Below are 22907 nucleotides of genomic sequence, written 5' to 3'. Positions count from 1 at the left end.
CTTCGGGACATCTAGCCAAGACTCGGTGAAGGGGGAATCTCCCGCTATACGAGAAGCGTTAGCGGGATGAGCGTCAAGGTTGTTTACACCAGAGTCATCATCATCACGCGGCTCTTGTCTCGGATCTTCTGGAACCCTTTCGGGCACCGATAGTTGATTCCCTCGTGCTTTGGTTAGTCAACCGAGGAATGGTTAGTCAATCGAGGAATTATCCAGCCCCGTGAGGACTTTTCGTTTGAAGCAGGGGGATGCTTTCTCAATGAAACAGGACGGCAGCGTTTTTTAGAAAGCTGGATTCATCGCATGGGTCAAGGACAGGAAACAGAACCTTTTTGGCGTTGCCTGACACAGCAAGTGCGTTCTTTTTGTGAGTGGTTGCGATCGCCCCAACATTTTTGCTGCTACCGCATTCAGTAATTTTATACTTTTTTACGTGATTGCTTACGATATTCCCGACGACAAGCGGCGCCGCAAAATTGCCGAATTACTAGAAGGTTATGGTCGGCGAGTGCAATTTAGTGTCTTTGAGGCATGCCTAGAAACCTCTCAGGTTGAGGAATTGTGCGATCGCCTGCAACGGCGCATTCAGCCTAGGGAAGATCACATTCGCATTTATCCCCTCAGTCGTCACACTCAAGCCACGGTTCTTGTCCTTGGCAGTGGTCAAATCCCGCTTGAGCCACCCTTAAGTACCGTTGTTTAATTGCGCACACCAAAGGGAACATGTACTGAGGGAATGGATCCTGCAGCTGACTCCAGATGGGTCAGTTGATCATCAAAGAAAATGTGGGGTTTGAGTTGCTTGAGCACCCGTACTTTCTCCATTCCACCAAGGAAAAAGGTTTCGTCAGGCATCACCCCCCAGCTATTTAAGGTGGTCACCACCCGTTCACTGACTAAGATATTGCGTGCCGTCACAATCGCAATCCGTAACAGCCGCTGATAGCCGGCATCCTGCTGCTCTTTTGCCATTTCCAACTGTTGAAAGGCGGCCAGTTTCTTAAACAGATCACTTAATGGCCCCGGATTGTGGGGGATGTTGGCCTTTTGCAGTTCATGGGCTTGAAATTGCTCCAGATCCCCTTGGTGAAAGACCGCTTCGGCCTCGTCATCCGCTAGCACGCCGTCAAAGTCAAAGGCAATCCGCAACTCGGCATCGTCTTCGTGATCGGTAATGGGCGAAGGAATCACCATGCCCGCCGGATAGCCGGCTTTTATGGCCTGCTGCACATCGGTGGCATTGGCCGAAAGAAATAGCGACACATTAAAGGCTGGAATGTAGGGATGGGGGGATTTGCCACCCAAAAATGCGGCGCGGGTAATGTTCAGCCCGTAGTGTTGAATCGAGTAAAAGACCCGCTGACCTGTATCGGGATCGTTTCTGGAAAGGAGCACTACCTCCACGGGTTCCTGTTCTGGATAGGCGCGATTGAGATTCAGGAAGCGGCGAATGAAGGGAAAGGCCACCCCCTTGGGCAAGATATCGTATTTTCTTTCCCGCTGAAACTGGCGGTACTTTTCGGTTCCCTCATGGCGAAAAATTTCATCTGCCTCCCCCAAGTCAAAAAGGGCACTGGAGGCCACCGCAATCACCAATTTATCTTGAATGGGATAGGCCATCGCTGATCCTTGGATAGTAGGCCTGAAGTGCGGTGCGCAGTTGGGCGATCGCCCCCTGCCAATCGCCGCGTCGCGGCTGACGAATTAACTGTGCCGAAGGATACCAAGGCGATCGCGCCCGTTGCCAATGCCACCGCCAATCCGCCACAAAGGGCAGAAGAATCCACAGGGGCTTGCCTAGGGCACCCGCCAAGTGGGCCACCGCCGTATCAATCGTAACGACCGCATCCAACTGCCGGATCAACAGCGCCGTATCCAGAAAATCCCCCATATAGGGTTGGCAGTCAATCACCCCCACCTCTTGGAGTTGTTCTGCCTCTTGGGGCGATCGCGCCTTTTGCAGGCTATACCATTGCACCTCAAATTCCCGCAACAACGGTAGGAGATACGCCAGCGGACAAGACCGCTGCGCCGTAGTGCGCGTTTGACTATGGCTGGCCCAAACCAGACCGATCCGCGGTTTAGAGACATCAAAGATGCGGTGCGGCGGGCGGGCGGGCAAGGGGAAATAGGGTTTAAACTTGGGAAAGCGGTCTTGATCAATGCCCAAATAGCGGGGCAGACTCAGCAGGGGCGTATGGTAATCAAAGGGGGGAGGGGGTTCCTCGCTGCTGATCACCTCAATCCCCGGCAGCGTTTGGCACAGACGCACCAAAGGCGGGTAGGCAGCAAAAATGACCCGTTGGGCATGCCGCGCCATCAAAGGCAGTAGGCGCACAAACTGAATGCAATCCCCTAGCCCCTGCTCGCTATAGACAAAGAGGGTTTTCCCCTCTAGAGATTGACCTTGCCAGCGGGGTTGCGGATAGGAGCGCAAGCCGCCTGTGGGTTGCTGCCAGCGCCATTCGTATTCTTGCCATCCCTCTTGGAAATGCCCCAGCAATAGCAGCACTAGGGCAAGGTTGAGGTGCCCGTCTGCATCTTGGGGATTGAGGGCAACCGCTTGGCGAAAGTGGTCGAGGGCAGCTTGGGGATCCCCTGTTTCCAGCAGCGCGGTGGCCAATCCGGCTTGGGCAGTGGCATTGAGAGGATCCAGACTAAGGCAGCGTTGGTAGTAGCCGATCGCGCCGCTAAAGTCGCCTTCAGTAAGGCAAATTTGACCCAGTTGCAGCAGCGCCTGTTGATGTTTATTGTCCCGCAGTAGGACTTCCTGATAGCGATCGCGCGCTGCCGCAAGGTTCCCCTGTAAATGCAAGGCGTACGCCAGATTGTAAAGAGCTGCCAACAGTTCGGGATTGGCATTCAAGGCCGCCTGAAACTGGCGAATCGCTGCCCCATAGTTTTTCAGCTCCAGATACACACTGCCCAGATTATTGTGGACATCGGCTTGAGCGGGGTCAAGGTACAGCGACTGTTCATAGCAGGCACCGGCTTCGGTGAGTTTGCCTTGGGTGTGGAAACACAGTCCTAGGTTATAGAGCGTGGTGGGCAGATCGGGATTTAAGGAGAGGGCTTTTTGGTAGCAGGCGATCGCCTGCTCTGGCTCCCCCAAATCCAAGTAGGCATTTCCTAGGTTGCTGTGGGCTTCCACCCACTTCGGCTTGACTGCAAGGGCGCGTTGGTAGTGGGGCAGAGCCGCCGCCGGTTGCCCCAGCAGATCGTGGAGCACAACGGCTAACCGATAGTGGGCAGGGGCATGCCACGGATCAAGGGCGATCGCCCGCTCGTAGGCGCTCTGTGCCTCAAGGGGGTGTCCCTGCTGTTCGGCAATCAACCCCAGCAGGTAGTAGGCCTCCGCCTGGGGGGTTTCCTGAACACTCTGGCGGGCCCACTGCTGTGCTCCATTCCAGTCCTGCTGCTGATAGAGTTGCCACGCCTTTTGCAGCGGCAGGGCGGTGCGCCGTCCAAAAAGACCCATGGTGATCCCTACCTGAAAAGTGCCGCAGTGCTGGTGAAGCGGCAGACGACCGGCGGGAGGAAGCTTAAGGATGATGACATTACAAGCGACTAAATGTTATCATATAATCATGATAACCAGTCCTGCGAAATAGATTTGAAAAGCGCTGTCGGGCGGCCAGTGCTGAAAACGCCCCTAGAGAGGTTCTGGCGGGGGTGTCCTTTGGGACATCTAGCCAAGACTCCGTGAAGGGGGAATCTCCCACTATACGCGAAGCGTTAGCGGGATGAGCGTCAAGAATGGTTATTCAAATAATAGGCAACGGCAGTGGCGATCGCAGAATTCCCGTTCCCATCCAAGGGGGTGGGGTCTTGGGGCGGTTGCGGTGGCGATCGCAAAAACTGCCAATTGCCGCCAAAAAATTCTTCATGACTCAGGATTTGATGGTAGTGGTGAGCCTGTAATCCCGCCACCAAGACGGGGCCTTCGGCAAAATCATCCCGCCGAATCGTCGCCACGGGTACCCCCAAGCGACAGGCCTCTGCGTAGGTGCCATAGCCGGGCTTCGACACCACCCGACCACAGAGGGGCATCACATCCACCGGGCGCAGTTGGCGGCCACAGAGCTTGATGAGGTTTGGCAGATCCGCCGGTGCCGTGCCATCAAAGGTGAGAAACTGCCAGTCGGGAAAGTCCCGGAGTGCTTCATAGGGAATCGCCTGCAGACTCAAGCCCCCAAAGGTCAACAGAACCGTGCGATCGCGGGGGGCAGTAAGGCCAAGGCACTGCCGCAGCTCCGTCGGGTCAAAACGCGGTTCGGCGCCCGTGAGTCCCACAGGTTCTTTGCAAGGAAAGGCCGCCAAAGGTTCAGCAAAGGGCAGTTGAAACAGGCGATCGCAGCCGCCGTAAAGACCACTCAGCCAATCGGCAATCTCGATAAAGTCCTCTCCAAAAGAGCGATAGATAAAATCCCAGCCAAAATTGCTGGCCATCCAGCAGGGCACATCGGCCGCATGGGCGATCGCCACCGCCAACGGCGGAACATCCGCCAAGACCAATTGCGCTTGGTGTTGCCGAATAAACTCGGCCTCGGCACGGATCAACTCCGGGGCTGCTGCCCGCAGTTCCAGCAGCTTGGCACGGGTTGCCGCCAAATCCATGTGCAGACTATCCGCCTGCACCACCCCCAGATCAAGGGCACGGGGACGATGGATAAACTCCCCCTCAAGGTTCGCTTGCAACAACCAGTAGGGAGCAGCCGTCACAATCAGGGGCAACAAATCCGGTACTTGGCGGCGAATCGCATTCACGAGCGCCGTTGTCCGCGCCACATGACCAAAGCCATGGTTTGTGATGGCCACGTAGAGAGTCGGTCGAGCCATGGCAGTGTGGTTGCTCAAACAGAAGCAATCTTAACATTTGTAACAACTGCCTCTTTGTGTTCTAGACACCTTTTTATTCGAGGGGCAGCGGAATCGCAAAGCCACTTTTTGCCTCTAGAAGAGTTGTCATAAGTATTTATTTCTATCTATTCTGGTGACTCATAAAATAGATTTATTGGCAGTATTTATAAAGTTGTGTTGTATTTTATGAAGTTATGTAACATAATGTTGACTAGGAGGCAGAGATAAGCGTAGTAACGCACCAACGATTTAACATCTCTGAAGCTGTATGACCTATACCACCGATACTCGTTTCATGCCCTCAACACTGGCCACAGCCGTTCAAGAGGTCACCACGCTTTTCAATTGCCTGAGCGTGGATGACAAGCTAGCGCTTCTGTGGTTCATCTACACCGAAACGGGTCGTTCGATTACAGCCGCCGCCCCCGGCACGGCTCGCCTACAACTGGCGGAGGGGCTGCTCAATCAGGTCAAAGCCCTCAGTTTTGATGATCAACTTCAATTCATGCGTGACTTGGTAGCCAATGTGGACACCCCTCTCACCCGTGCCTACGGTGTCTTTAGCCCCAACACCAAGCTGGCCTTCTGGTACCAACTGGCCGAACTGATGACACAGGGGTTTGTGGTGCCCGTGCCCCCTGGTTATACCCTCAGCCGCGATGCCGATCGCGTGTTTGAAGCCATTAAAGCCCTTGACTTTGGGCAGCAGATCACCGTCCTGCGGAACGCGGTAGTTGCCATGGGTGTGGATCCGCTGGCCGTCTAATTGAGATGCCATGGGTTACGCAAGGGGGCAAGGCGCTCCCTTTTTTTGTCTCGATGCAAACCCCTCAGGAAATCAAAACATGATCCATCTTGTGCAAGGGAATCCCATTCTCGGTATTGATGAGCCGACGCTCACCGCCTATTTTGCTGCCCTTAATGCTGAACGCTACGAGGAGGTGGCCGCCCTCTTTGCCGAGACGGGGATCCTCTATCCACCCTTTGAGGAGCCAGTGATTGGCCGAGCGGCGATCGCCCGCTATCTCCACCTTGAAGCTGTGGGTCTGCAGGCAGAACCCCTCAAGGGAGAACTGTTGGCACCGCCGGATGGGGAACGGCGCTACCGCATTGTCGGCAAAGCCAAACTGCCACTTTTTAGTGTGAACGTGGCTTGGCAATTTGGTCTCAATCCTGAGGATCAAATTACGTTTGTGAAGGTTGATTTACTGGCCACCTTGGAGGAACTCCTCAGCTATCAGCCTCTGCGTCAGCAGGGTTAGGGGAATGGGCAAAGACCTCGGCCTCTAAGGCCTCGACGCGATCGCGCAAATTGTGGAGAATGCCGGAATGGCTCAGGCGTACCGCTGCCAACTGTTCCCGCAGGCGATCATAGTCTTCGGGCAGTTGTTGACGCAGATGAATCACTTCACGGCTGAGGGCATTGACCCGTCGCTCTAGATCCGCCACTCGTTCAGGCAAATGATCCGTTTGAGCATAAAACTTACAAACAATGTCAACAATTGCCGCTTCAAGACTAGTAAATTGATGCTCCCGCTGATAGGCATACAGCCAACTGAGAACATTTAGCGGTAAATGCTCAGTAATCCCTGGCTCAGAATCCATCTTCCCGTCCTGTGGCAGTCTGTATCTCTATTTTGGCGTTTTGGGAGGTTCAGCATGAGAGGCGCAGAGAACTAGCATAGGCGGATAGAGTCAGGCAAGGCCACTGCTGTTGAGCAAAAACTTGGGAGGCGTCAGCCAAAAGAGTTGGCTATTACCAAGGGGGTCGGTTGCTGGCACCTTTAGGCCAATGATGCCCGCCTTCTTGAGTTGGATATGCCCCAAGGCTTTGCCACAGATCAGCAGTTCTGCCCAGTGACTTAGATTGGGTTCATGACCTACCGCAATAAGGGCACCCTCATGATCTTGGTACCATTCATTCAGCCAATGGAGCCATTCTTGCAGGCTACCACTCGGCGTCAGCAGGTCAGACATCATCAGGTCAGGGGCAACCCCCACTTCAAGGAGAATTTCCGCCGTTTGGCGGGCGCGCACCAGTGGTGAGGAGAGGATCAGTTCTGCCTCAATACCCAGATCGAGTAACCGCCGCGCAATCTGCTGGGTTTTCTTTTCCCCCTTAGCAGTGAGGGGGCGATCGCTATCCCTGCCTTCAAAGACCTCCGCTTCAACGGCAATCCCGTGGCGGAAAAAAAAGACTGTTAGCTCCCTCATAAAGACCTAAAACTTGATTACTGCGAACAGTGCCTTACTCCGTACCGTGGAGGACATTGTTTTTGGGATTGACCAGGTGGAGGAGCTTCTGCTTAATCTGCGTATCGTAAACGCTCCACTTGAGTTTAGCGTATTCTGGATTCTCATTCAGCCCCGACAAGAAGCCCACGGGAATCTCAAAGCCCCCCGCTTGGGAACGCCCGCCACCAAAGAATCGCCCCTGACTATCCTTGCCAAAGGCTTCCTTGATAAATTCATCGGGGTCGAGGGTAATTTTTGTCGTGCGCAGGGAGCCGATGATCAGTTCTACCTCTTCATCTTCGTCATGGACAAGGCCATAGACGACGGCAGTGTGGACGTTCTCTTCAGTAACGAGGAAATCTGCTGCTTGGGGAATGGCATCGCGGTCTTCGTAACGGATATAGCCGACCCCAGAAATAGAAAAGTTGTTGTGGATGGAGCGGTTTTTTAGCGATCGCTCAATCACATCCATGACCTGCTTTGAGCGGTGGGACTGCAAAATGGTATTCAGCAGTTGATAGTCAATATAGCGACTCAGGAAAGCGGCGGCCAGAAAGTCCTCTTCTTTGGCCTGTTTAAGGCAGTCTGTGTCGGAGCGCAGGCCATGCATAAGCGCCGTGGCACATTTGACATGAACGGGATTACTGCTGTCGAGGGTGAGCAGCCCCGCTTGCAGGTATTGGGTAAAGATGGTTGCCGTAGCGCGGGTCGTTGGCCGAATATCTGTAAACTCCGCTTGAATGGCCTCCTGCAGACTGTGATGATCAATGACGGCGATCGCTGGCAGGCCGGCTTCCTGCACCAGGGGCAGCAATTGGCTGGTGGTGCCTTGGTTGTCAATCAGGACATAGCCTTGGTAACAGGTACAATCCCGCTGATCTTTATTTTTCGTACCTTGCACCGCCCAGCGCACAAGGGGCATCCCCGTCAGCCGCACTAGGGTAATGTTTTCCTGATGACTCAGGGCACCGGCGTAGGCAATATCGCACTGAATCTCAAATTGCTCGGCAATGAGCTTATACGTCCATGCCGAAGAGAGAGCATCAGGGTCAGGAAAATCTTGGAGAATAATCAACTGGCGCGTACCGCGATGGCGTTCCAACATTTGCCGCAGCGCTTCGGCACGGGGGTCACTCAAGCGAACTTCCGCCTTCACCAAATCTGTCGTGGTCGCCTCCGATTTCACCAGTGAGTTACCATTCAGTTCAGGGTGAGTGGAACTCGGATCATTGGCGATAGGGTCAGTTAACTCTAGTGAATGGGGAGATTGCATAGTTGTTTCAGCGTTGGATTGCAGGGTTAAACCCAATGGGGAACGCGCAAAAGAGAGTGGTCGTCACCATACCGTCAACGACTCTATCTCGATCTTGGCAGATATTTTATCGTTTGGCATCCCCCCTTGGACAGCGGTTACATCAGTGGCGATCGCCCCATTCTTGGCAGCCCCTAGTTTTAACCCTTGCGATCGCCCTCTTGTTGACGGGAACCTACAGTGTGAAAGCGCAGCAGGTCTGGCGGGGCAGTGAATCGGTACCCTTGCAAAAAGCCTACGATCACTGGCAGCAAAAGCACATCCTCTATTTGGGCGAAACCCACGATAGTGTCGCCGATCATCAGGCACAACTGCTTATTTTGCAGGAGTTACAGCGGCGGGGGCGGCCTCTGGCGATCGCCCTCGAAATGATTCAGCAGCCGTTTCAAGCGGCTCTCGATGCCTATATTGGGGGTGAGATCACCGAAGCGGCCTTGCTAGAGCAAACTCAATATGCCCAGCGGTGGGAGTTCCCTTGGTCGCTGTATGCGCCGATTTTTCGCTTTGCCAAAGCGCAGCAAATTCCCCTCATTGCCCTGAATGCGCCCACGGAAGTCACTCGCCAAGTGGCCCGCCAAGGCCTAGAAAGCTTAAGGGAAGACGATTTTCGCTATATTCCCCCCCTGACAGAGATTGATTTGAGCAACACCGCCTATCGCGATCGCCTCAAAGAGATTTTTGTTGCTGCCCATCAAGGGGTGAGTCACAGTCTCAATTTTGACTTTTTTTACCAAGCCCAAGTTCTTTGGGATGAAACGATGGCCAAGGTCATTGCCAAGCATCATCAGCGGCATCCCGATCGCCTGATTGTGGTTTTAACGGGGCGGGGACATGTTTATTTTGGTGAGGGCATTCCCCAGCGAGTACAGCGACGGCTCTCCCCCAACCTCCGCCAAGCAATTATCCTCCTGAATCCCACAGCAACGGAAAAAGCCAAACCCCGCATTGCCGACTGGTTCTGGCAAAACGATCCGTCCTAACTTTTCCTAATCAGCCAAGCCGTGTTCAAGGGCAAAGCGCACCAGTTCGGTGCGACTGCTGGTGCCTGTTTTCACAAAGAGGCGACTCACGTACTTTTCAATGTTGCGGACACTGGTATTCAGTTGGCTGGCAATTTCCTTATTCATCAGACCCTTGACCACCAGTTGCAAAACGCTGGCTTCGCGGGGGGTGAGATCCAGTTGAATCGGGGCAGCCGTGGGCTTGCGTTTGCCCTGTTGCACCAGCATTGACCGCAGTTCGGCAATTTGTTGGGCTAGATTGGCCAGATTGGGTTCTGCCTCATCGCGAGCGGCCGCTTGGCGGCGCAGGAGGTTTTTAATAATTGCCACCAGTTCATCGGGGTCAAAGGGTTTGGCGAGGTAGGCATCACAGCCAGCATCATAGCCTTGGATGCGATCGCGCTTCATGCCGCGCGCCGTGAGGAAGATCACGGGAATATGGTTGAGATGGGGCTGTTGGCGGATCGTTTCCAAAAAGGCATAGCCATCCATTTGCGGCATCATGATGTCTGTGATAATTAGGTCGGGCACATTGGTTTCTAGGTACTCCAGAGCTGCTTGACCATTAGCGACTGCTGTCACTTCAAAGCCACTGTCCTCTAAATAGGCCGTTACCGCCTCGCGCACCCCCGGTTCATCGTCCACCAGCAGTAGTTTTGCGGTCATTGCCTTTCTCCTCCGTCCGTAAAACCCAATCTACCCATGGTTTACTAGTATTTGCAGTCTCTGTTTGGAATGTTTTAATGGCGATTATTGCCCTGCGGGCTTGGTACCTACCGCAGTATGAACCCCTTGAGCAGATCGAGCAGCGCCCCCACGATCTGCGACTAAACAAGAATAGCCTCCTGAAAACGGCACTGCGGGCAGATTTTCTCGATGACCTAGAAATAGTGCGGCGTTCGGAGTGGTTTCAGCGCTATCGCCTAGGGGAAACAGTGGAATTTTACATCGAGGGCAGTGGCAACTACACGATCGCCAACATTGATATCCTCAGTCACGAGATTTACTTCATCAAAAGCGATCGCCTCAGTTACTTGGAACCGACGCTCTTTTTTAGCGGCAGCGATCGCCCCAGCAGTGATGCGATTCGCCATGCCCTGAAAACCTTCATTGACACCACCCCAACCCGCTTGCCGCTGCAACTTGTGGAAAGCCCGCGATCGCCTGTCCCTCGCTTGCAAACCCCCGTCCTAACCCATTTGCGTCGGGCGTTGCTGTTTATTGCCGATGTCACGGCTTGTCCTCACCTAGACGGAGCCGTGGCCCTTGAACTCGGCTATGCCATTGCTAGTAAACGCTGCAACCAAATCCTGCTCATCGAACAACAGTCCCTCGACCGCTCCCCCCTGCCGGTGGCAATTCCTAGCCAGCAGCGCCTCATCTATGGGGAAGCTGCGGAGTTAGCCACCCTGCTTACCTCCCACCTTCAGACCCTGCTGGCGCCGTTTCAGCTGCTCGCCCATGAGCATCAGACCCATTCCCCAGATTAGACAGCAGGCTGGCCGGAACGCCGGCATCTAAAAGTAACTGCGGCAGCACCGGCAACACTTGGCAGCCTTGGCGGATAAAGCGCTCGATCCACCCTTGGAGGGTTTTTTGTTGTTCAGAGGTTAATCGTTGATCCTTGCTTTTAGGGGGGAGTTCAGAGCCGTAAAACTGTTCCACCGAAATTTGAGCCAGCCAACTTTGAGGCGGGCGGGTTGCCAGCCAGTAGTTCCTTACAATCATTTTGCCGAGATAGCAGGCGGCAACCGAGGTGATTTTTTGAAAAATTCGGTAATACTCTCCCAGTGTGGTTGCTTCCTGTGTTGTGGTGGGGCTAGCTGCTTGGCGAGGAGTGGCAAGTCCGTTGAAGAACGTCATCATCTGCGTTAGCGCCCCCTTCGAGAGCGGCAATTCAATGCCCAGTAACTCCAAAATTCGGGTTTCAATTTCCTGAAGTTGGGCGCTTTGTTCGGGTTCGACTTCCTTGAGCTTTTGATGTAACCTGACAAGAACCTCCAGTTCGTTGACCTGTTCAGTACGCAGGCGGCTGCGATTCAGGTAGCTCTCAAGACATTCGTATTCCTCTTGCTGTTCCCGGCATTTGGCCAGTTTAGATTGCAGGGCAGGTTGAGCCTTCAAAAGCTGACGCAGATAGTAACGAGTTAGGGGAGAAATTGAATTACTCATATCCACCTCATTTCTTAAGTCATTCGGGAAACACCAAAGTTCTTGTCTTGAACATCGCCAGTCTGCACTTCAGTTGCTAAGCCGAGTGAAGCCTCAATTTTCTTTTTACCTAGGTTTAATTACATTAAAAACATCGTGAGGATGGTCATTGCCAAAATTATAGGATTTATTTATGTTTTTAGGATTTCTTAAAACATAGAAAAGCAAGTTCACATCAGCTTGCCGCTGTATCAATCTCCTAGAAGCGATCGCCCCCTAAGCTGCGGCATGCCTAGCCCACCAAAGCCCAGAGCAATTGACAAGGGATATTGGCAGCAAGGAGAAGACGCGGCAGACTCGGCAGGATGCGACAACAGTGCTGAATGAAATCACAAATCCACTGTTGGAGGGTTGCCGCTTCCCGTTCGGCCAGAAGCTGATCTGGGGGTTTGAACGTGGGATTATAGAACTGTGCCACTTGAATTTTTGCCAGCCAGCTTTCACGCGGTCGCGTCAATAACCAATAGTTGGTGACAAGCATCTTGTCGAGGTGAGGCGTTGCTACTTCTGTAATTTTCCGAAAGTAGTGATAATACTCAGACAAGGTTGCGGCCTCATGTCTGGAGGGGTCATTTTGGGGTTTGATCAACCAATCACAGGAGGATGGCGAATTTTCGATGGTATTGTAGGAATGAGGGGCAATGGGAAGCTCAATACCGAGGAGGTCAAAAATTTTCTGCTCAAGGCGCTGAAGTTGATGGGTTTGGTGGGGTTCGTTAATTCTTATTTTTTGATGTAATTCAATAATAAATTCTAATTGATTCAGTTGCGGATATGTGAGGTGCTCTAAATGAATGTAGCGCTCTAGGTATTCCTCTTTCATGCCTAAGGGGTGCGTGTCGCGATTGATGTAGGAGCGAATGGCGGGATGCTCTACTAGTAAGCGCCGCACATAGTGGCGGGCAGCTGGAGAAATATCCATGGTGGGAACCCTCACTATCGGAACAATACAGAGCAGCAAAGGGCGGAGAGGCACGGGATAGATCCATGCTTTTGACGTAGTAACAACTTGACAAAGATCGTTAGTTTTTTAATGGGACTTAACTAAAGCTTTTTTCTTAGAAAAGATGGAATCAGTAATTGAATAAAACCTCTTGCCCCTGTTGTAAAATCTGAAATCGAGGATTGTCAAGTATTGGCCGATACCCACAGGGTTAAGTCATTGTTTTGTAACACCGTCACCCTGTGCCTTTCTTTACACTCGTTCATATTGAACCCAAATCAAGTATTCGGGACTACACTTGCCGTGAACAAAACGGCAAAATGATTTACTCTGATTTTATGTTCTGATTAAAAATTTTTATTTTTGATTGTCATTAAGATTTGTATAAATTTACGGCATCGCCATTTTCCTACAGCGGCCGAAAGGTGAGGGGCAGGGGGTGTTGATGAAATCCGCTTCAGAACACGGCGGGGGCGATCGCCGGCCAGGCGCTAATCTGAGGGGGCATGCGCTGTTCCTAAAAATCGGCGATGATGGTTTTACGCATTCCCTTGAGGCTGTGAACCTTTCACCTTCGTCATTGAGTCACCTATGCTTGCCGTCTATCCCGGAAGCTTTGATCCCATTACCCTAGGGCACTTAGACATTATTGAGCGGGGGGCGCGTCTGTTTAGTGAGGTAATTGTGGCGATCGCCCACAACCCCCAGAAAAAACCGCTCTTTAGCGTCAGCCAACGCATTAAACAAGTACAGGCGGCTACCGTCCACTTGAAGAATGTGCGAGTGGATGCTTTTGATGGCTTGACGGTGGAGTACGCGCGATCGCAACAGGCACGAGTACTTCTGCGCGGTCTGCGGGTTCTGTCAGACTTTGAGTACGAGTTGCAGATGTCTCACACCAATAAGAGCCTCTGGCCGGAGATTGAGACGGTCTTCCTCACCACATCCAATGAGTATAGTTTCTTAAGTAGTAGCTTAGTAAAAGAAATTGCACGATTTGGCGGTAATGTTCGTCATCTAGTACCAGCCGCTGTTGCCAAGGATTTAGAAGCATGCTTTACTCAAACACCGATCCCCTCTCAACCAACACTGGAGTAAACGAAGCAGTTGATGTCCCTTCAGTACCGCTGCAACTCCTGCAACAACTGCAAAAGCTGGAAGAACTTCTGATTCTCGAAGGGACAAAGATCCCGTTGACGGGACGCAAACTTATTGACGAGGAGCAGCTCCTTAACCAACTGACTCAAATTGAGCAGGCGATCCCCGAATCAGTGAGGACGGCGCAGCTGATTCTCAATCAGCGGGATGAGATCATTCAACAGGCTCAACGCCGCGCCCAAGAGATTATCCGTGCCGCAGAGCAACGTGCTGCCCAAATTGCCGATGAATTACGGATTCGCCAGCAGGCAGAACTAGAAGCCCAGAAAATTCGCCAGCAGGTACAACAAGAGGTGGAGTTTATGCGCCAGCGCGCCATCGAGGAAATCCATCTGCTGCGACAAAACACGGAAAAAGAACTCGCCCATCTGCGCCAAGTAACCCGCCATGAATGCCAAGAGCGGCAACAGGAAGCCGATGCCTATGCCGATCGCACCCTTGCGGAGATGGAACGCCAACTGAAGGAAATGTTGGCCGTCATCCAAAATGGTCGCCAATATTTGAGGCAACAGCAAGCTTCCCGTTAACCTTAGGAAACTCGCTGGTTCTGTTCAAGGGAGCCATTTAACAACACAACTTAACCTATACTGACAAGCATGCCCCTCTAACCCCTTGAGCAACCGTTGACGGCCTGAGGCTATGCAGCAAACCCGTCTCAATACCTTGCTTGATCGTTTAGGCGCCGGAATTCAGGAGCAGTTAAAAAATCCATGGCGACGGCTGGCAACGCTGAGTATTGCGGTTCTCTTTGGCATGTTTTTGGGGCTGGCAGTCTCCTCCAGTGCGGGTCAACTGGGTTACCTTGATATAGTTGCCTCGACAGTGGTAGCGATCGCTAGCGAAATCATCAGTGCCTTGTTCTATGGCGATCGCTGGAAACTACGGCAAACCCTCTTTGGCGAAATTCTCAATGCCCTGAAGTTTGGTCTCCTCTATAGCTTGTTCCTCATAGCCTTCATTTTGGGAAGTTAGGGGGTGGCCGAAGACAGAATTTTAACCCACCGCCACGGGCTACTGCTACCTCTTTTTGCGCCGCAGGAACCCCCTGCTTTCGTTACCCCATCAAAGGCAGTGGCCTATATTCCCTAGTTTCTCCCGTATTTTAGGAAAAAGGCTGTAATTTGAGTACAATAGTGTGATGCCAACGGCGGCTTGCCCGGTTGGTACGGCGTTTACCCTAGATTGATCACTACCTGCTATGGTTCAAGAGCGTAGTCTGCCCTCTTTGTCCATTCCCCAAACCACGATTACCCGTGCCCAGGGGCTAATGCTCTATGAAGATATGGTACTGGGGCGCACCTTTGAGGATAAGTGTGCCGAAATGTACTACCGAGGGCGGATGTTTGGCTTTGTGCACCTCTATAACGGTCAAGAAGCGGTTTCTACAGGCGTGATCAAGGCGATGCGTCCGGATGATTACGTGTGTAGCACCTATCGGGATCACGTCCATGCCCTCAGTGCCGGTGTTCCGGCGCGGGAAGTGATGGCCGAACTGTTTGGCAAAGCGACGGGGTGTAGCAAAGGGCGAGGCGGCTCAATGCACCTTTTTTCCGCCAAGCATAATCTCTTGGGGGGCTTTGCCTTTGTGGCTGAGGGGATTCCCGTGGCGACAGGAGCGGCATTTCAGACGATGTACCGCCGTCAAGTGCTGGGTGATGCCACAGCCGATCAGGTAACCGCTTGTTTCTTTGGGGATGGTGCCAGCAATAATGGCCAGTTCTTTGAGTGCTTAAATATGGCCGCACTCTGGAAATTACCCATTCTTTTCGTAGTGGAAAATAACAAGTGGGCGATCGGGATGGCCCATGAGCGTGCCAGCTCGGAAACCGAAATCTACAAGAAAGCCAAGGTCTTTGGCATGGTGGGTGAGGAAGTGGATGGCATGGATGTGCTGGCGGTGCGTACCGTAGCCGAGGCGGCGATCGCCCGAGCCCGGGCAGGGGAAGGGCCTACCCTGATTGAAGCCTTGACCTACCGTTTTCGCGGTCACTCTCTTGCCGATCCCGATGAACTCCGCTCTAAAGAAGAGAAAGAATTCTGGCTGAAGCGAGATCCGATCAAAAAGCTCGGTGCCTACCTCGTGGAGCAGGAATTGGCTACCACTGAAGACCTGCGTGCTATTGAACAAAAAGTGCAAGCTGTTGTCGAGGATGCCGTGGCCTTTGCCGAGGAAAGTCCTGAGCCTAAGCCGGAAGAACTCTACGACTATATCTTTGCGGACGAATAGGCTAAGTGCTCCTAACTGAAGTAAACAAGGAACGAACTAGGAGCGTTCTAAGTACTTGACCGTTACTGAGTACATAGTAGCCTGTCAATACATGACTTACCCAGCGGGCATCCAGAACTGCTCCCCATTAAAATCATGCGGGCGATCGCTAGGCCATAGAGTCATCCTTTCACAGTTGGCAGCTCCTTGGAGAGGAGATAGCTCCATAGGAAGTGCAGCAAAAGATTTCCTGCTGTATGCCCACTAGGAAAACTACGACCACTCAAGTGTAAAGCTAGTGGATTTTCAGTCTTCACATCCAAACCTGAGAATTGTGAGGAATATATTTTTGCCAATGAATAAACTATTGCTGGGTCTGTTGACTACGATAGTGACTAGAATGAAAGGAATCTTCCCTAGAACATTGGCATGCTATTGACTCCTCTTTTGTTTGCTTGGCTAGACGGTCTTTGGGATGGAGTATTCTCCACCCAAGGGATCATGATCCTGCTGCTGATGGGCTATGCAGGGGCAATGTGGCTCTTTTTGTCCAGTGCCCCCAAGGTCTACACGATCATGGTCTCAGACCTAGAGCACGCGCGGCAGTTCTACGAGCAGGAGTTACATTTGCCGATCGCCGATGTGCCGCTGCACTACTACTACAACTATGAGCAAACCCTCGGCGTTGCTTCGATGGATCCCCTCTATGTGCCCTCGGCCTTGAGCTACAGCAGTCCTAGGCGCCCCAGCCCCAGTGATGGTCTGTGGTACCAACTCAAGAAAAATACCCAACTGCATGTGATTAGCGGTGCCAGCAGGGGGGAACGCAACCGGCAGCGCCATGTCTGCTTTGATCGGGAGTGCCTAGAACTCCTGTTGCTACGGATTCAGCGACGGCAGTTGCGCTACAAGCTGCGCAGCGATCGCCCCCTCAATTTCTTGGTGAAGGACTACGGCGGCACGGTGATTGAAATGGCAGAAATTTCGGCGCGGCCATGATGGATCTTCCAGAACTCCCCAATCGTGGCCATCTTTTAACCGAGCAGATCAATCCCGCCAGCCAGCATCTGGATCAGCTTACCCCGCTAGAACTGGTTGATCTTTTTAATCGCGAGGATGCCCAGACGCTGCGGGCGATCGCCCAAGCCCGCGAGGCCTTAGCCCAAACGATTACGGCCACCGCCGCTCGCCTTCGCCAAGGGGGACGACTCTTTTATGTCGGTGCAGGCACCAGTGGCCGCTTAGGGGTTTTGGATGCGGCGGAATGTCCCCCCACGTTTTGTACGCCACCCCATTTGGTGCAAGGCATTCTCGCCGGCGGTGACGCTGCCTTGGTGCGCAGTTCCGAAGGCTTGGAGGATCGCTATGAAGATGGCCTTGCCGTGGTGGGCGATCGCCAGATCACGGCTCAAGATGTGGTGATCGGCATTACCGCAGGGGGCACGACTCCCTATGTCCACGGCGCCCTCGATGCCGCCCAAGCAGTAGGCGCACTGACGGTCTTTCTGGCCTGCGTCCCCTCAGATCAGGTGCAGCGGGCTGCCGACATTGACATTCGCCTGCCGGTAGGGCCGGAAGTCTTGGCCGGATCCACCCGTCTGAAGGCCGGTACTGCCACCAAGATGGCTCTGAATATCATCTCCACGGGGGTGATGGTGCAGTTGGGCAAAGTCTACGGCAACCGCATGGTGGATGTGGCCGTTACCAATCGCAAGCTCTTGGATCGTGCCCTGCGGATTCTCGTTGATCTGACGGGGATTGATCGCGCCGCGGCCGCCGATCTCCTTGAACGCAGTGGCTACCAAGTGAAACGCGCCCTGCTCATGCATTGGACAGGACTGGATGCCCTTGCTGCGCAAGCCCTCTTGGAGCAACACAACGGCCACCTGCGCACTGCCCAGCGGGCTGCCCTTGATCTTTAGAGGCCGACTTTGAAGCCAATGCCGCGGCGGCGGGGTTCCTCAAATTGCCGATATACCCGCGGATCCGGGCGAGCAGGTACAGGTGGACTTGTCAACCTCTTTTCAATTTCCCCCTTATCTCGCAACTGTTGTAGGATATTGATCGCTGTTGGAGGCTCTGCTGCCGATTGCAGTGCCGATCGCAAGTCAGGGCTAACCTGAATGGTGCCAATGGCCGTAGAATCTGCCAAGGCCGGCAAACCATTGAGGGTGCCGGCAATGAGCACCAACGTCAAGGGAATTGAGGAGGAGCGCATCGCTAAGAACCCCCAGGTAGGACTTAGGGACGGAGAACCTCCGGCAAGGGTGATTGAAGGGAGGTTTCACTCATTCTAGCGCAGTGACCTCCGCCCTTATCCAATAAACTTAGAACGGAGAGAGAGGGATTCGAACCCTCGGTGAGTTGCCCCACACAGCATTTCCAGTGCTGCGCCTTCGACCACTCGGCCATCTCTCCAAGTTTAGGCAGCTTTATTATCCTACCAGAAGTCCTGTGTCTCTGCTGCATCCGATTGCCCAAGCCAGTTTTGCCATCATCGATCGCGAGATCGGCCCACACCCTTTTGATCCCCCTGGCTATGCAATTTTGCGGCGGATTATCCACAGCACCGCCGACTTTGAGTTTAAGCATCTTCTGCAAATCTCGCCGGGGGCGATCGCCCACATGACCGAGGCGCTCCGCTCCAGAATTCCCATTGTGACCGATGTGGCCATGGTCAGTGTCGGGATTCAAACAATGGTCAGCCGTACCTTTCAAAACCCGATCATTACCGCCCTCGACGATGGCAGCCACACCGCCCCCGGTCAAACCCGCAGTGCCGCAGGGATGATCCGCGCTTGGCAAGCTTGCCCCCAAGCACTGTTTGTCATCGGCAATGCCCCCACAGCCCTCCTTGCCCTGTGCGATCGCCTGCAGGAAACCGCCGTGCCGCCGGCCGGTGTCATCGGTGTGCCGGTGGGCTTTGTGAATGTGCTGGAGTCCAAAGCGGCCCTTGCCCGCCTCCCTGTTCCCCAAATTCGCGTTGCCGGTCGCAAGGGGGGATCGCCGGTGGCAGCGGCAATTGTCAATGCCCTACTGGCGTTGGCCTATAGCGAGGAGCCGCTGTGACCCCGATTCATGTGGTGGGCATGGGTCTCGACGGCCTGGGCGGTTTACCCGCTAAGATGCAAGCCCTGATTCGGTCGGCCACGCTCCTTGTGGGAAGCGATCGCCACCTTCGGTTGATTCCCCAAGACAACACCCCCCGCCTTGTTTTACGGGACTTTCAGGCCACTTTCAAAGCCATTCAAACCCACTTGGAAAGTACCGCCGACCCCCAGGTGGTGATCCTCACCAGTGGGGATCCCCTGTTTTACGGGCTGGGGCGCTGGCTTTTGGAAGTCTTTACCCCCGATCAGTTGACGTTTCATCCCCACCTCAGTGCCGTGCAGTTGGCCTTTAGTCGGCTCAAGCTCCCCTGGCAGGACGCCGTGATCTACAGTGCCCATGGCCGTGATTTGGCGGGACTGGTGCCCCTGTGGCAGCGGGGGGTAGAGAAAATTGCCATTTATACCGACGGCGAGGCCACCATTGCCGCCATTAGCCGCCTCTACCAAGCCTTGCACCTGCCTGTGACCTATCGGGCGTGGGTCTGTCAGGCGCTGGGGAGTGAAGAGGAAGCCATTCTGCCGTGGGACTTAGCCCAACCGGTGAGGGAACTGCCGGCAATCCATCCCGTGAATCTGGTGGTGCTCCTGCGTCAACCCCAACGCCTATCCCCCAGGGAACAGCCCGTTCTTGGCCTAGGGGATGATCAGTTTTTTACGTTTGGCGATCGCCCCGGCTTGATGACGAAGCGGGAAGTGCGGGTGCTGGTCTTGGCGGAACTGACCCTCAGCGGCACGGTGGAAACCGTTTGGGATGTGGGTGCCGGCAGCGGCAGTGTGGCCGTGGAGATTGCCCGCCTTGCTCCCCAAGCCACCGTCTATGCAGTCGAGAAAACCGCCATCGGCTTTCAATTGATTGAGCGCAACCGCAAGGCTTTTGGCTTGGCAAACCTCATCCCGATCCAAGGGGCAGCCCCCCAGCGCCTCAGTGGCTTACCGCAACCGGATCGCGTGTTTATCGGCGGCAGCGGTGCCCAACTCTTGGCCAATCTGGAGTATTGCTGGTCCCACTTGAAACCCGCTGGCCGCCTCGTGCTGGCGATCGCCACCCTTGAACACCAAGGCCAAGTTCTTCACTGGTGTCAGACCCATCAAATTAGCCCGCAGGTGCTCCAGGTGCAACTAAGTCGCTCTGTTCCCCTAGGGCAAGGCCACCGCCTCCACCCCCTCAATCCGGTGACGCTGATTACCCTATCTCAGGGATAGAAATAGCCATCGGGATAGATGGTGGTGCGATCGCACACCGCCACCGAGAGATCAACGCCTGTAGCGCGAAAAAAATTACAGCGCTGTACCTGCGCTGCCGTCAAGTCTGCCCGCTCCAAATTGGCTTGTTGCAGGTTCGCTCCCCGCAGATTAGCCTCGCGCAAATTGGCAGAGCGCAAATCGGCTCCCTGAAGATTCGCCCCTTGCAGGTTTGCCCGTTCCAAATTGGCGGAGCGCAGGTTAGTGCGCACAAGGCTGGCGCCCTCGAGATCTGCTGCTGCAAGGTTGGCTTGATACAACTGAGCATCCCCTAATTCACTATGGCGGAGGTTGGCCGCCGTTGCTCGAATCCGATTGAGCTGGCAATAGGGCAAGTAAGCATTCTCCAAATGACTCTCGCTAAAATCAGCATCGCTGAGGTTGGTATCAAACAGACTCAGCCCCCTCAGATCGCTTCCTCGAAAATCCCGTTCCCCCGCTGCATAGGCTGCCAATAGTTCCTCATTGCTGAATTTGGCCATAATGGTATAGAGAGTGCTGTAGTGTGATTGAGTATTTCTACCTAAACCTTTTTGACTGTAGGGGGATTTATTGAAGAAGTTCATTTTATTTAATGGTTTCTTAACTTGGTGAGGCACCACGATGGGGTTTCAATCGCTTTCCTTAGCACAGCACTACCACGAACGCACCAAGTACGCCCCTGAGACCTTAGCCCAACAGGCTACACCGCTGGATTTTAGTCGTCAGCCCAGTCCCTTCAAAACCTATCCTTTGGGTCAAGTCTTTTCCCTGAAGCCCTTTTTAGAATCTAAGCAGGGGGCAGCTCACCCCCATTGGCAACGACTTTCGCGGCTGTTGTACTGTAGCTATGGCATTACAGGGGTGGTTCCCTATCCGGATCAGCCTTTTTATATGCGGGCAGCACCCTCTGCCGGGGGGCTATATCCAGCGGAGATCTATCTCCTCACTCGCAACGATACCGCCATTCCCGCCGGCATTTACCACTACCAAGTGAAAGACCATGCCCTTGTACAGGTGTGGCAAAGCTACTCTTGGTCGGCGCTCCAGGCTGCTTGTCTTTGGCATCCGGCTCTAGAAAGGACGCACCTTGCCCTGATTGTCACCGCCGTCTTTTATCGTTCCGCTTGGCGCTATGGCGATCGCGCCTATCGCCGCATTTGCCTCGACATTGGACACCTCTTGGGAAATGTGGCACTGGCCGCCAATATCAATGACTTTCGCGCTCACTTCATTGGTGGCTTTGTAGATGCACAAATGAATGAACTCCTCTACCTCGATCCAGAACAGGAGGGTGTGTTGGCGGTAGTTGCCCTCGCCAATTTGCTAGAAGTGGGCGAAAACTTATCCACCTTCCCCTCTGTCCTACCCTCTGCCACCTGCTATGACTATGGGGCGATCGCCAGTGGGGAGTTGCTCAAAGCTTATCATCGTGCCAGTGCTCTGGTAAGCAGTGAGATTATCTACAGCATGGCTAAAGCAGAAACAACCGTTTCCAAAAGCAGTACCGAACCGCCTGCTGAACCCACCTCCAGTAAATATAACTTCCCCTTTGGTCTGCGGGTGAGTCTGAGCAAAACCATCATTCATTGGCAAGATAATTTAGCTGCTCTCCAACAAACCATTCTCCAGCGGCGCTCCACCCGTCAGTACAATGGTCAAGGGATTGAGGTGGATCAACTGGCCGCCCTACTCACCTTTGCCTACCATCCGCAGGACTATCGCGATCAAGGACTAGATGAAACCCCCAGTTTCTTTGACCCAACATTAGTGGAAACCTTTATTGCCGCGACGCGGGTCAGGGATCTCGAGGAAGGCTGCTACTACTATGCCGTGGCCGAGCATGAGCTACGCCAGATTCGCTTCAAGAACTTTCAGGAACAGTTGCATTTTCTCTGCCTCAATCAAGACTTGGGTCGCGATGCCGCAGTGGTGATTTTCCATACCGCCAATCTGGAGCGGGCGATCGCTCGCTATGGGGAACGTGCCTATCGCTACCTGCACATGGATGCCGGTCACCTCGGACAGCGACTCAATTTAGCCGCTACCGCCTTAGGGCTAGGGGTCAGCGGCATCGGCGGTTTCTTTGACGATCAGGTCAACGATCTTTTGGGCATTCCCCCCGAAGAAGCCGTGTTGTACATTACGACGGTGGGCAAAGCAGCGTGACCCTCACGACCCGTGGCCACTACAGTATCAAGGCTCTGCTAGATTTAAGTTTGCTACCCAACTACGGGCCTGCGTCCGTGCGCGCCATTGCCGAGCGGCAAAAGATTCCTGCCCCCTATCTGGAAAAACTCCTGATTGAACTGCGGCGTGCCGGCTTGGTGCGATCGCTGCGGGGTGTTTATGGAGGTTATCAACTGGCGCGCCACCCGAGTGCCATTTCCCTGCGGGACATTCTGACCGCCGTCGGTGAATCGCCAAGTCCCCTGTTTTTACACCCCCCTCGACCGGCAGATGGCACCGCAGATTGGGTGACCTTGAGTCTCTGGCAACGACTGCACCAAAAACTTCTGGATGCCTTGGTCGATATCTCCCTTGAGGATCTCTACTTTGACGCCCGCAGCTGGCAAGCTGCCCAAGGGGATGGAGCAACATTTGTGATCTAGGCGATCTAGGCTGAAGGCATCCCATCCCTAGGGAGGCA

26 protein-coding genes, 1 tRNA gene and 1 pseudogene are annotated in these 22907 nt (G+C 53.8%); 16 read left to right on the top strand and 12 right to left on the bottom strand.

What is annotated here, in order from left to right; all coding sequences use genetic code 11:
* Nucleotides 1-77 precede the first annotated feature (77 nt).
* Together ACK4IR_RS08415 and cas2 are read left to right on the top strand one after the other, a co-directional pair.
* Nucleotides 78-224: pseudogene (locus ACK4IR_RS08415) on the top strand (CRISPR-associated endonuclease Cas1); the annotation flags it as partial.
* Between the two features lie 197 nt (nucleotides 225-421).
* On the top strand, nucleotides 422-703 hold the full coding sequence (cas2, locus tag ACK4IR_RS08410) for a CRISPR-associated endonuclease Cas2 (protein WP_409873927.1): 282 nt from the start codon (nucleotides 422-424) through the stop codon (nucleotides 701-703).
* On the opposite strand, the gene ACK4IR_RS08405 is transcribed toward cas2, so the two are convergent.
* The 3 genes from ACK4IR_RS08405 to ACK4IR_RS08395 all read right to left on the bottom strand — a co-directional run bounded on the left by ACK4IR_RS08405 (nucleotide 700) and on the right by ACK4IR_RS08395 (nucleotide 4839).
* Entirely contained in the window at nucleotides 700-1620 is a 921-nt protein-coding gene (locus ACK4IR_RS08405) for a 5'-nucleotidase (RefSeq protein WP_409873924.1), read from the bottom strand. The two genes, cas2 and ACK4IR_RS08405, sit on opposite strands and share 4 nt — an antisense overlap.
* Complete coding sequence (locus ACK4IR_RS08400) at nucleotides 1598-3478, bottom strand: tetratricopeptide repeat protein (protein WP_409873923.1); 1881 nt, start codon at nucleotides 3476-3478, stop codon at nucleotides 1598-1600. The genes ACK4IR_RS08405 and ACK4IR_RS08400 overlap by 23 nt, the downstream gene beginning before the upstream one ends.
* Before the next feature lie 272 nt (nucleotides 3479-3750).
* Nucleotides 3751-4839 carry a glycosyl transferase gene (locus tag ACK4IR_RS08395; protein WP_409873922.1) on the bottom strand — a complete coding sequence of 363 codons (1089 nt, stop codon included), beginning with the start codon at nucleotides 4837-4839 and terminating at the stop codon, nucleotides 3751-3753.
* Between the two features lie 289 nt (nucleotides 4840-5128).
* Between ACK4IR_RS08395 and ACK4IR_RS08390 the strand changes: the two genes are divergently transcribed.
* Entirely contained in the window at nucleotides 5129-5626 is a 498-nt protein-coding gene (locus tag ACK4IR_RS08390) for an orange carotenoid protein N-terminal domain-containing protein (RefSeq protein WP_409873921.1), read from the top strand.
* Between the two features lie 79 nt (nucleotides 5627-5705).
* The gene (locus ACK4IR_RS08385) at nucleotides 5706-6122 is read left to right on the top strand and encodes a nuclear transport factor 2 family protein (RefSeq protein WP_409873920.1); all 417 of its coding nucleotides are present in this window, start codon (nucleotides 5706-5708) and stop codon (nucleotides 6120-6122) included.
* Here ACK4IR_RS08385 and ACK4IR_RS08380 read toward each other — a convergent pair.
* From ACK4IR_RS08380 to ACK4IR_RS08370, 3 genes are all read right to left on the bottom strand, one after another.
* On the bottom strand, nucleotides 6091-6465 hold the full coding sequence (locus ACK4IR_RS08380) for a hypothetical protein (protein WP_409873919.1): 375 nt from the start codon (nucleotides 6463-6465) through the stop codon (nucleotides 6091-6093). The two genes, ACK4IR_RS08385 and ACK4IR_RS08380, sit on opposite strands and share 32 nt — an antisense overlap.
* A 90-nt stretch (nucleotides 6466-6555) precedes the next feature.
* On the bottom strand, nucleotides 6556-7074 hold the full coding sequence (gene sixA, locus ACK4IR_RS08375) for a phosphohistidine phosphatase SixA (protein WP_409873918.1): 519 nt from the start codon (nucleotides 7072-7074) through the stop codon (nucleotides 6556-6558).
* 34 nt (nucleotides 7075-7108) lie between these two features.
* On the bottom strand, nucleotides 7109-8368 hold the full coding sequence (locus ACK4IR_RS08370; RefSeq protein ID WP_409873917.1) for a DHH family phosphoesterase: 1260 nt from the start codon (nucleotides 8366-8368) through the stop codon (nucleotides 7109-7111).
* Nucleotides 8369-8481: 113 nt separating this feature from the next.
* Between ACK4IR_RS08370 and ACK4IR_RS08365 the strand changes: the two genes are divergently transcribed.
* Nucleotides 8482-9387: a ChaN family lipoprotein gene (locus ACK4IR_RS08365; protein WP_409873916.1), complete on the top strand. Its 906-nt coding sequence runs from the start codon at nucleotides 8482-8484 to the stop codon at nucleotides 9385-9387.
* A 6-nt stretch (nucleotides 9388-9393) separates the two neighbouring features.
* Here ACK4IR_RS08365 and ACK4IR_RS08360 read toward each other — a convergent pair whose 3' ends face one another.
* Nucleotides 9394-10074 carry a response regulator transcription factor gene (locus ACK4IR_RS08360; protein WP_409873915.1) on the bottom strand — a complete coding sequence of 227 codons (681 nt, stop codon included), beginning with the start codon at nucleotides 10072-10074 and terminating at the stop codon, nucleotides 9394-9396.
* A gap of 77 nt (nucleotides 10075-10151) precedes the next feature.
* Here ACK4IR_RS08360 and ACK4IR_RS08355 point away from each other — a divergent pair, with 77 nt between their 5' ends.
* A complete protein-coding gene (locus tag ACK4IR_RS08355; RefSeq protein WP_409873914.1) occupies nucleotides 10152-10898 on the top strand; it encodes a hypothetical protein in 747 nt (248 codons plus the stop codon).
* Here the strand turns inward: ACK4IR_RS08355 and ACK4IR_RS08350 are convergent.
* Together ACK4IR_RS08350 and ACK4IR_RS08345 are read right to left on the bottom strand one after the other, a co-directional pair.
* Nucleotides 10822-11580 carry a hypothetical protein gene (locus ACK4IR_RS08350; protein ID WP_409873913.1) on the bottom strand — a complete coding sequence of 253 codons (759 nt, stop codon included), beginning with the start codon at nucleotides 11578-11580 and terminating at the stop codon, nucleotides 10822-10824. The two genes, ACK4IR_RS08355 and ACK4IR_RS08350, sit on opposite strands and share 77 nt — an antisense overlap.
* 271 nt (nucleotides 11581-11851) lie before the next feature.
* Complete coding sequence (locus ACK4IR_RS08345) at nucleotides 11852-12541, bottom strand: hypothetical protein (RefSeq protein ID WP_409873912.1); 690 nt, start codon at nucleotides 12539-12541, stop codon at nucleotides 11852-11854.
* 612 nt (nucleotides 12542-13153) lie between these two features.
* Between ACK4IR_RS08345 and coaD the strand changes: the two genes are divergently transcribed.
* The 6 genes from coaD to murQ all read left to right on the top strand — a co-directional run bounded on the left by coaD (nucleotide 13154) and on the right by murQ (nucleotide 17848).
* Nucleotides 13154-13660 carry a pantetheine-phosphate adenylyltransferase gene (gene coaD, locus ACK4IR_RS08340; RefSeq protein ID WP_409873911.1) on the top strand — a complete coding sequence of 169 codons (507 nt, stop codon included), beginning with the start codon at nucleotides 13154-13156 and terminating at the stop codon, nucleotides 13658-13660.
* Nucleotides 13615-14247, top strand: coding sequence for a hypothetical protein (locus tag ACK4IR_RS08335; protein WP_409873910.1), 633 nt, complete (start codon nucleotides 13615-13617; stop codon nucleotides 14245-14247). The genes coaD and ACK4IR_RS08335 overlap by 46 nt, the downstream gene beginning before the upstream one ends.
* Before the next feature lie 112 nt (nucleotides 14248-14359).
* Nucleotides 14360-14692 carry a DUF565 domain-containing protein gene (locus ACK4IR_RS08330; protein ID WP_409873909.1) on the top strand — a complete coding sequence of 111 codons (333 nt, stop codon included), beginning with the start codon at nucleotides 14360-14362 and terminating at the stop codon, nucleotides 14690-14692.
* A 226-nt stretch (nucleotides 14693-14918) separates the two neighbouring features.
* A complete protein-coding gene (gene pdhA, locus ACK4IR_RS08325) occupies nucleotides 14919-15947 on the top strand; it encodes a pyruvate dehydrogenase (acetyl-transferring) E1 component subunit alpha (RefSeq protein ID WP_409873908.1) in 1029 nt (342 codons plus the stop codon).
* Between the two features lie 408 nt (nucleotides 15948-16355).
* Nucleotides 16356-16925, top strand: coding sequence for a glyoxalase-like domain protein (locus ACK4IR_RS08320; RefSeq protein WP_409873907.1), 570 nt, complete (start codon nucleotides 16356-16358; stop codon nucleotides 16923-16925).
* Nucleotides 16922-17848, top strand: a complete 927-nt coding sequence (gene murQ, locus ACK4IR_RS08315) for an N-acetylmuramic acid 6-phosphate etherase (protein ID WP_409873906.1) — start codon at nucleotides 16922-16924, stop codon at nucleotides 17846-17848. The genes ACK4IR_RS08320 and murQ overlap by 4 nt, the downstream gene beginning before the upstream one ends.
* Here the strand turns inward: murQ and ACK4IR_RS08310 are convergent.
* Both ACK4IR_RS08310 and ACK4IR_RS08305 read right to left on the bottom strand, forming a co-directional pair.
* On the bottom strand, nucleotides 17845-18144 hold the full coding sequence (locus tag ACK4IR_RS08310; protein WP_409873905.1) for a hypothetical protein: 300 nt from the start codon (nucleotides 18142-18144) through the stop codon (nucleotides 17845-17847). The genes murQ and ACK4IR_RS08310 overlap by 4 nt on opposite strands.
* A 115-nt stretch (nucleotides 18145-18259) precedes the next feature.
* A tRNA-Ser gene (locus tag ACK4IR_RS08305) sits at nucleotides 18260-18344 on the bottom strand.
* Nucleotides 18345-18380: 36 nt separating this feature from the next.
* Between ACK4IR_RS08305 and ACK4IR_RS08300 the strand changes: the two genes are divergently transcribed.
* Together ACK4IR_RS08300 and cbiE are read left to right on the top strand one after the other, a co-directional pair.
* Nucleotides 18381-18995: a cobalt-precorrin-8X methylmutase gene (locus ACK4IR_RS08300; protein ID WP_409873904.1), complete on the top strand. Its 615-nt coding sequence runs from the start codon at nucleotides 18381-18383 to the stop codon at nucleotides 18993-18995.
* The gene (gene cbiE, locus ACK4IR_RS08295; protein ID WP_409873903.1) at nucleotides 18992-20239 is read left to right on the top strand and encodes a precorrin-6y C5,15-methyltransferase (decarboxylating) subunit CbiE; all 1248 of its coding nucleotides are present in this window, start codon (nucleotides 18992-18994) and stop codon (nucleotides 20237-20239) included. Before ACK4IR_RS08300 ends, cbiE begins: the two co-directional genes overlap by 4 nt.
* On the opposite strand, the gene ACK4IR_RS08290 is transcribed toward cbiE, so the two are convergent.
* The gene (locus ACK4IR_RS08290) at nucleotides 20230-20760 is read right to left on the bottom strand and encodes a pentapeptide repeat-containing protein (protein WP_409873902.1); all 531 of its coding nucleotides are present in this window, start codon (nucleotides 20758-20760) and stop codon (nucleotides 20230-20232) included. The genes cbiE and ACK4IR_RS08290 overlap by 10 nt on opposite strands.
* 121 nt (nucleotides 20761-20881) lie before the next feature.
* On the opposite strand from ACK4IR_RS08290, the gene ACK4IR_RS08285 reads away from it, so the two are divergent.
* Nucleotides 20882-22426: a SagB/ThcOx family dehydrogenase gene (locus ACK4IR_RS08285; RefSeq protein ID WP_409873901.1), complete on the top strand. Its 1545-nt coding sequence runs from the start codon at nucleotides 20882-20884 to the stop codon at nucleotides 22424-22426.
* Nucleotides 22423-22869, top strand: coding sequence for an Rrf2 family transcriptional regulator (locus tag ACK4IR_RS08280; protein WP_409873900.1), 447 nt, complete (start codon nucleotides 22423-22425; stop codon nucleotides 22867-22869). The genes ACK4IR_RS08285 and ACK4IR_RS08280 overlap by 4 nt, the downstream gene beginning before the upstream one ends.
* The last annotated feature ends 38 nt before the right edge of the window (nucleotides 22870-22907 follow it).

It is taken from the genome of Thermosynechococcus sp., from assembly GCF_046299635.1.
Lineage (GTDB): Bacteria > Cyanobacteriota > Cyanobacteriia > Thermosynechococcales > Thermosynechococcaceae > Thermosynechococcus.
This window is presented reverse-complemented; position numbering and strand designations above follow the sequence as displayed.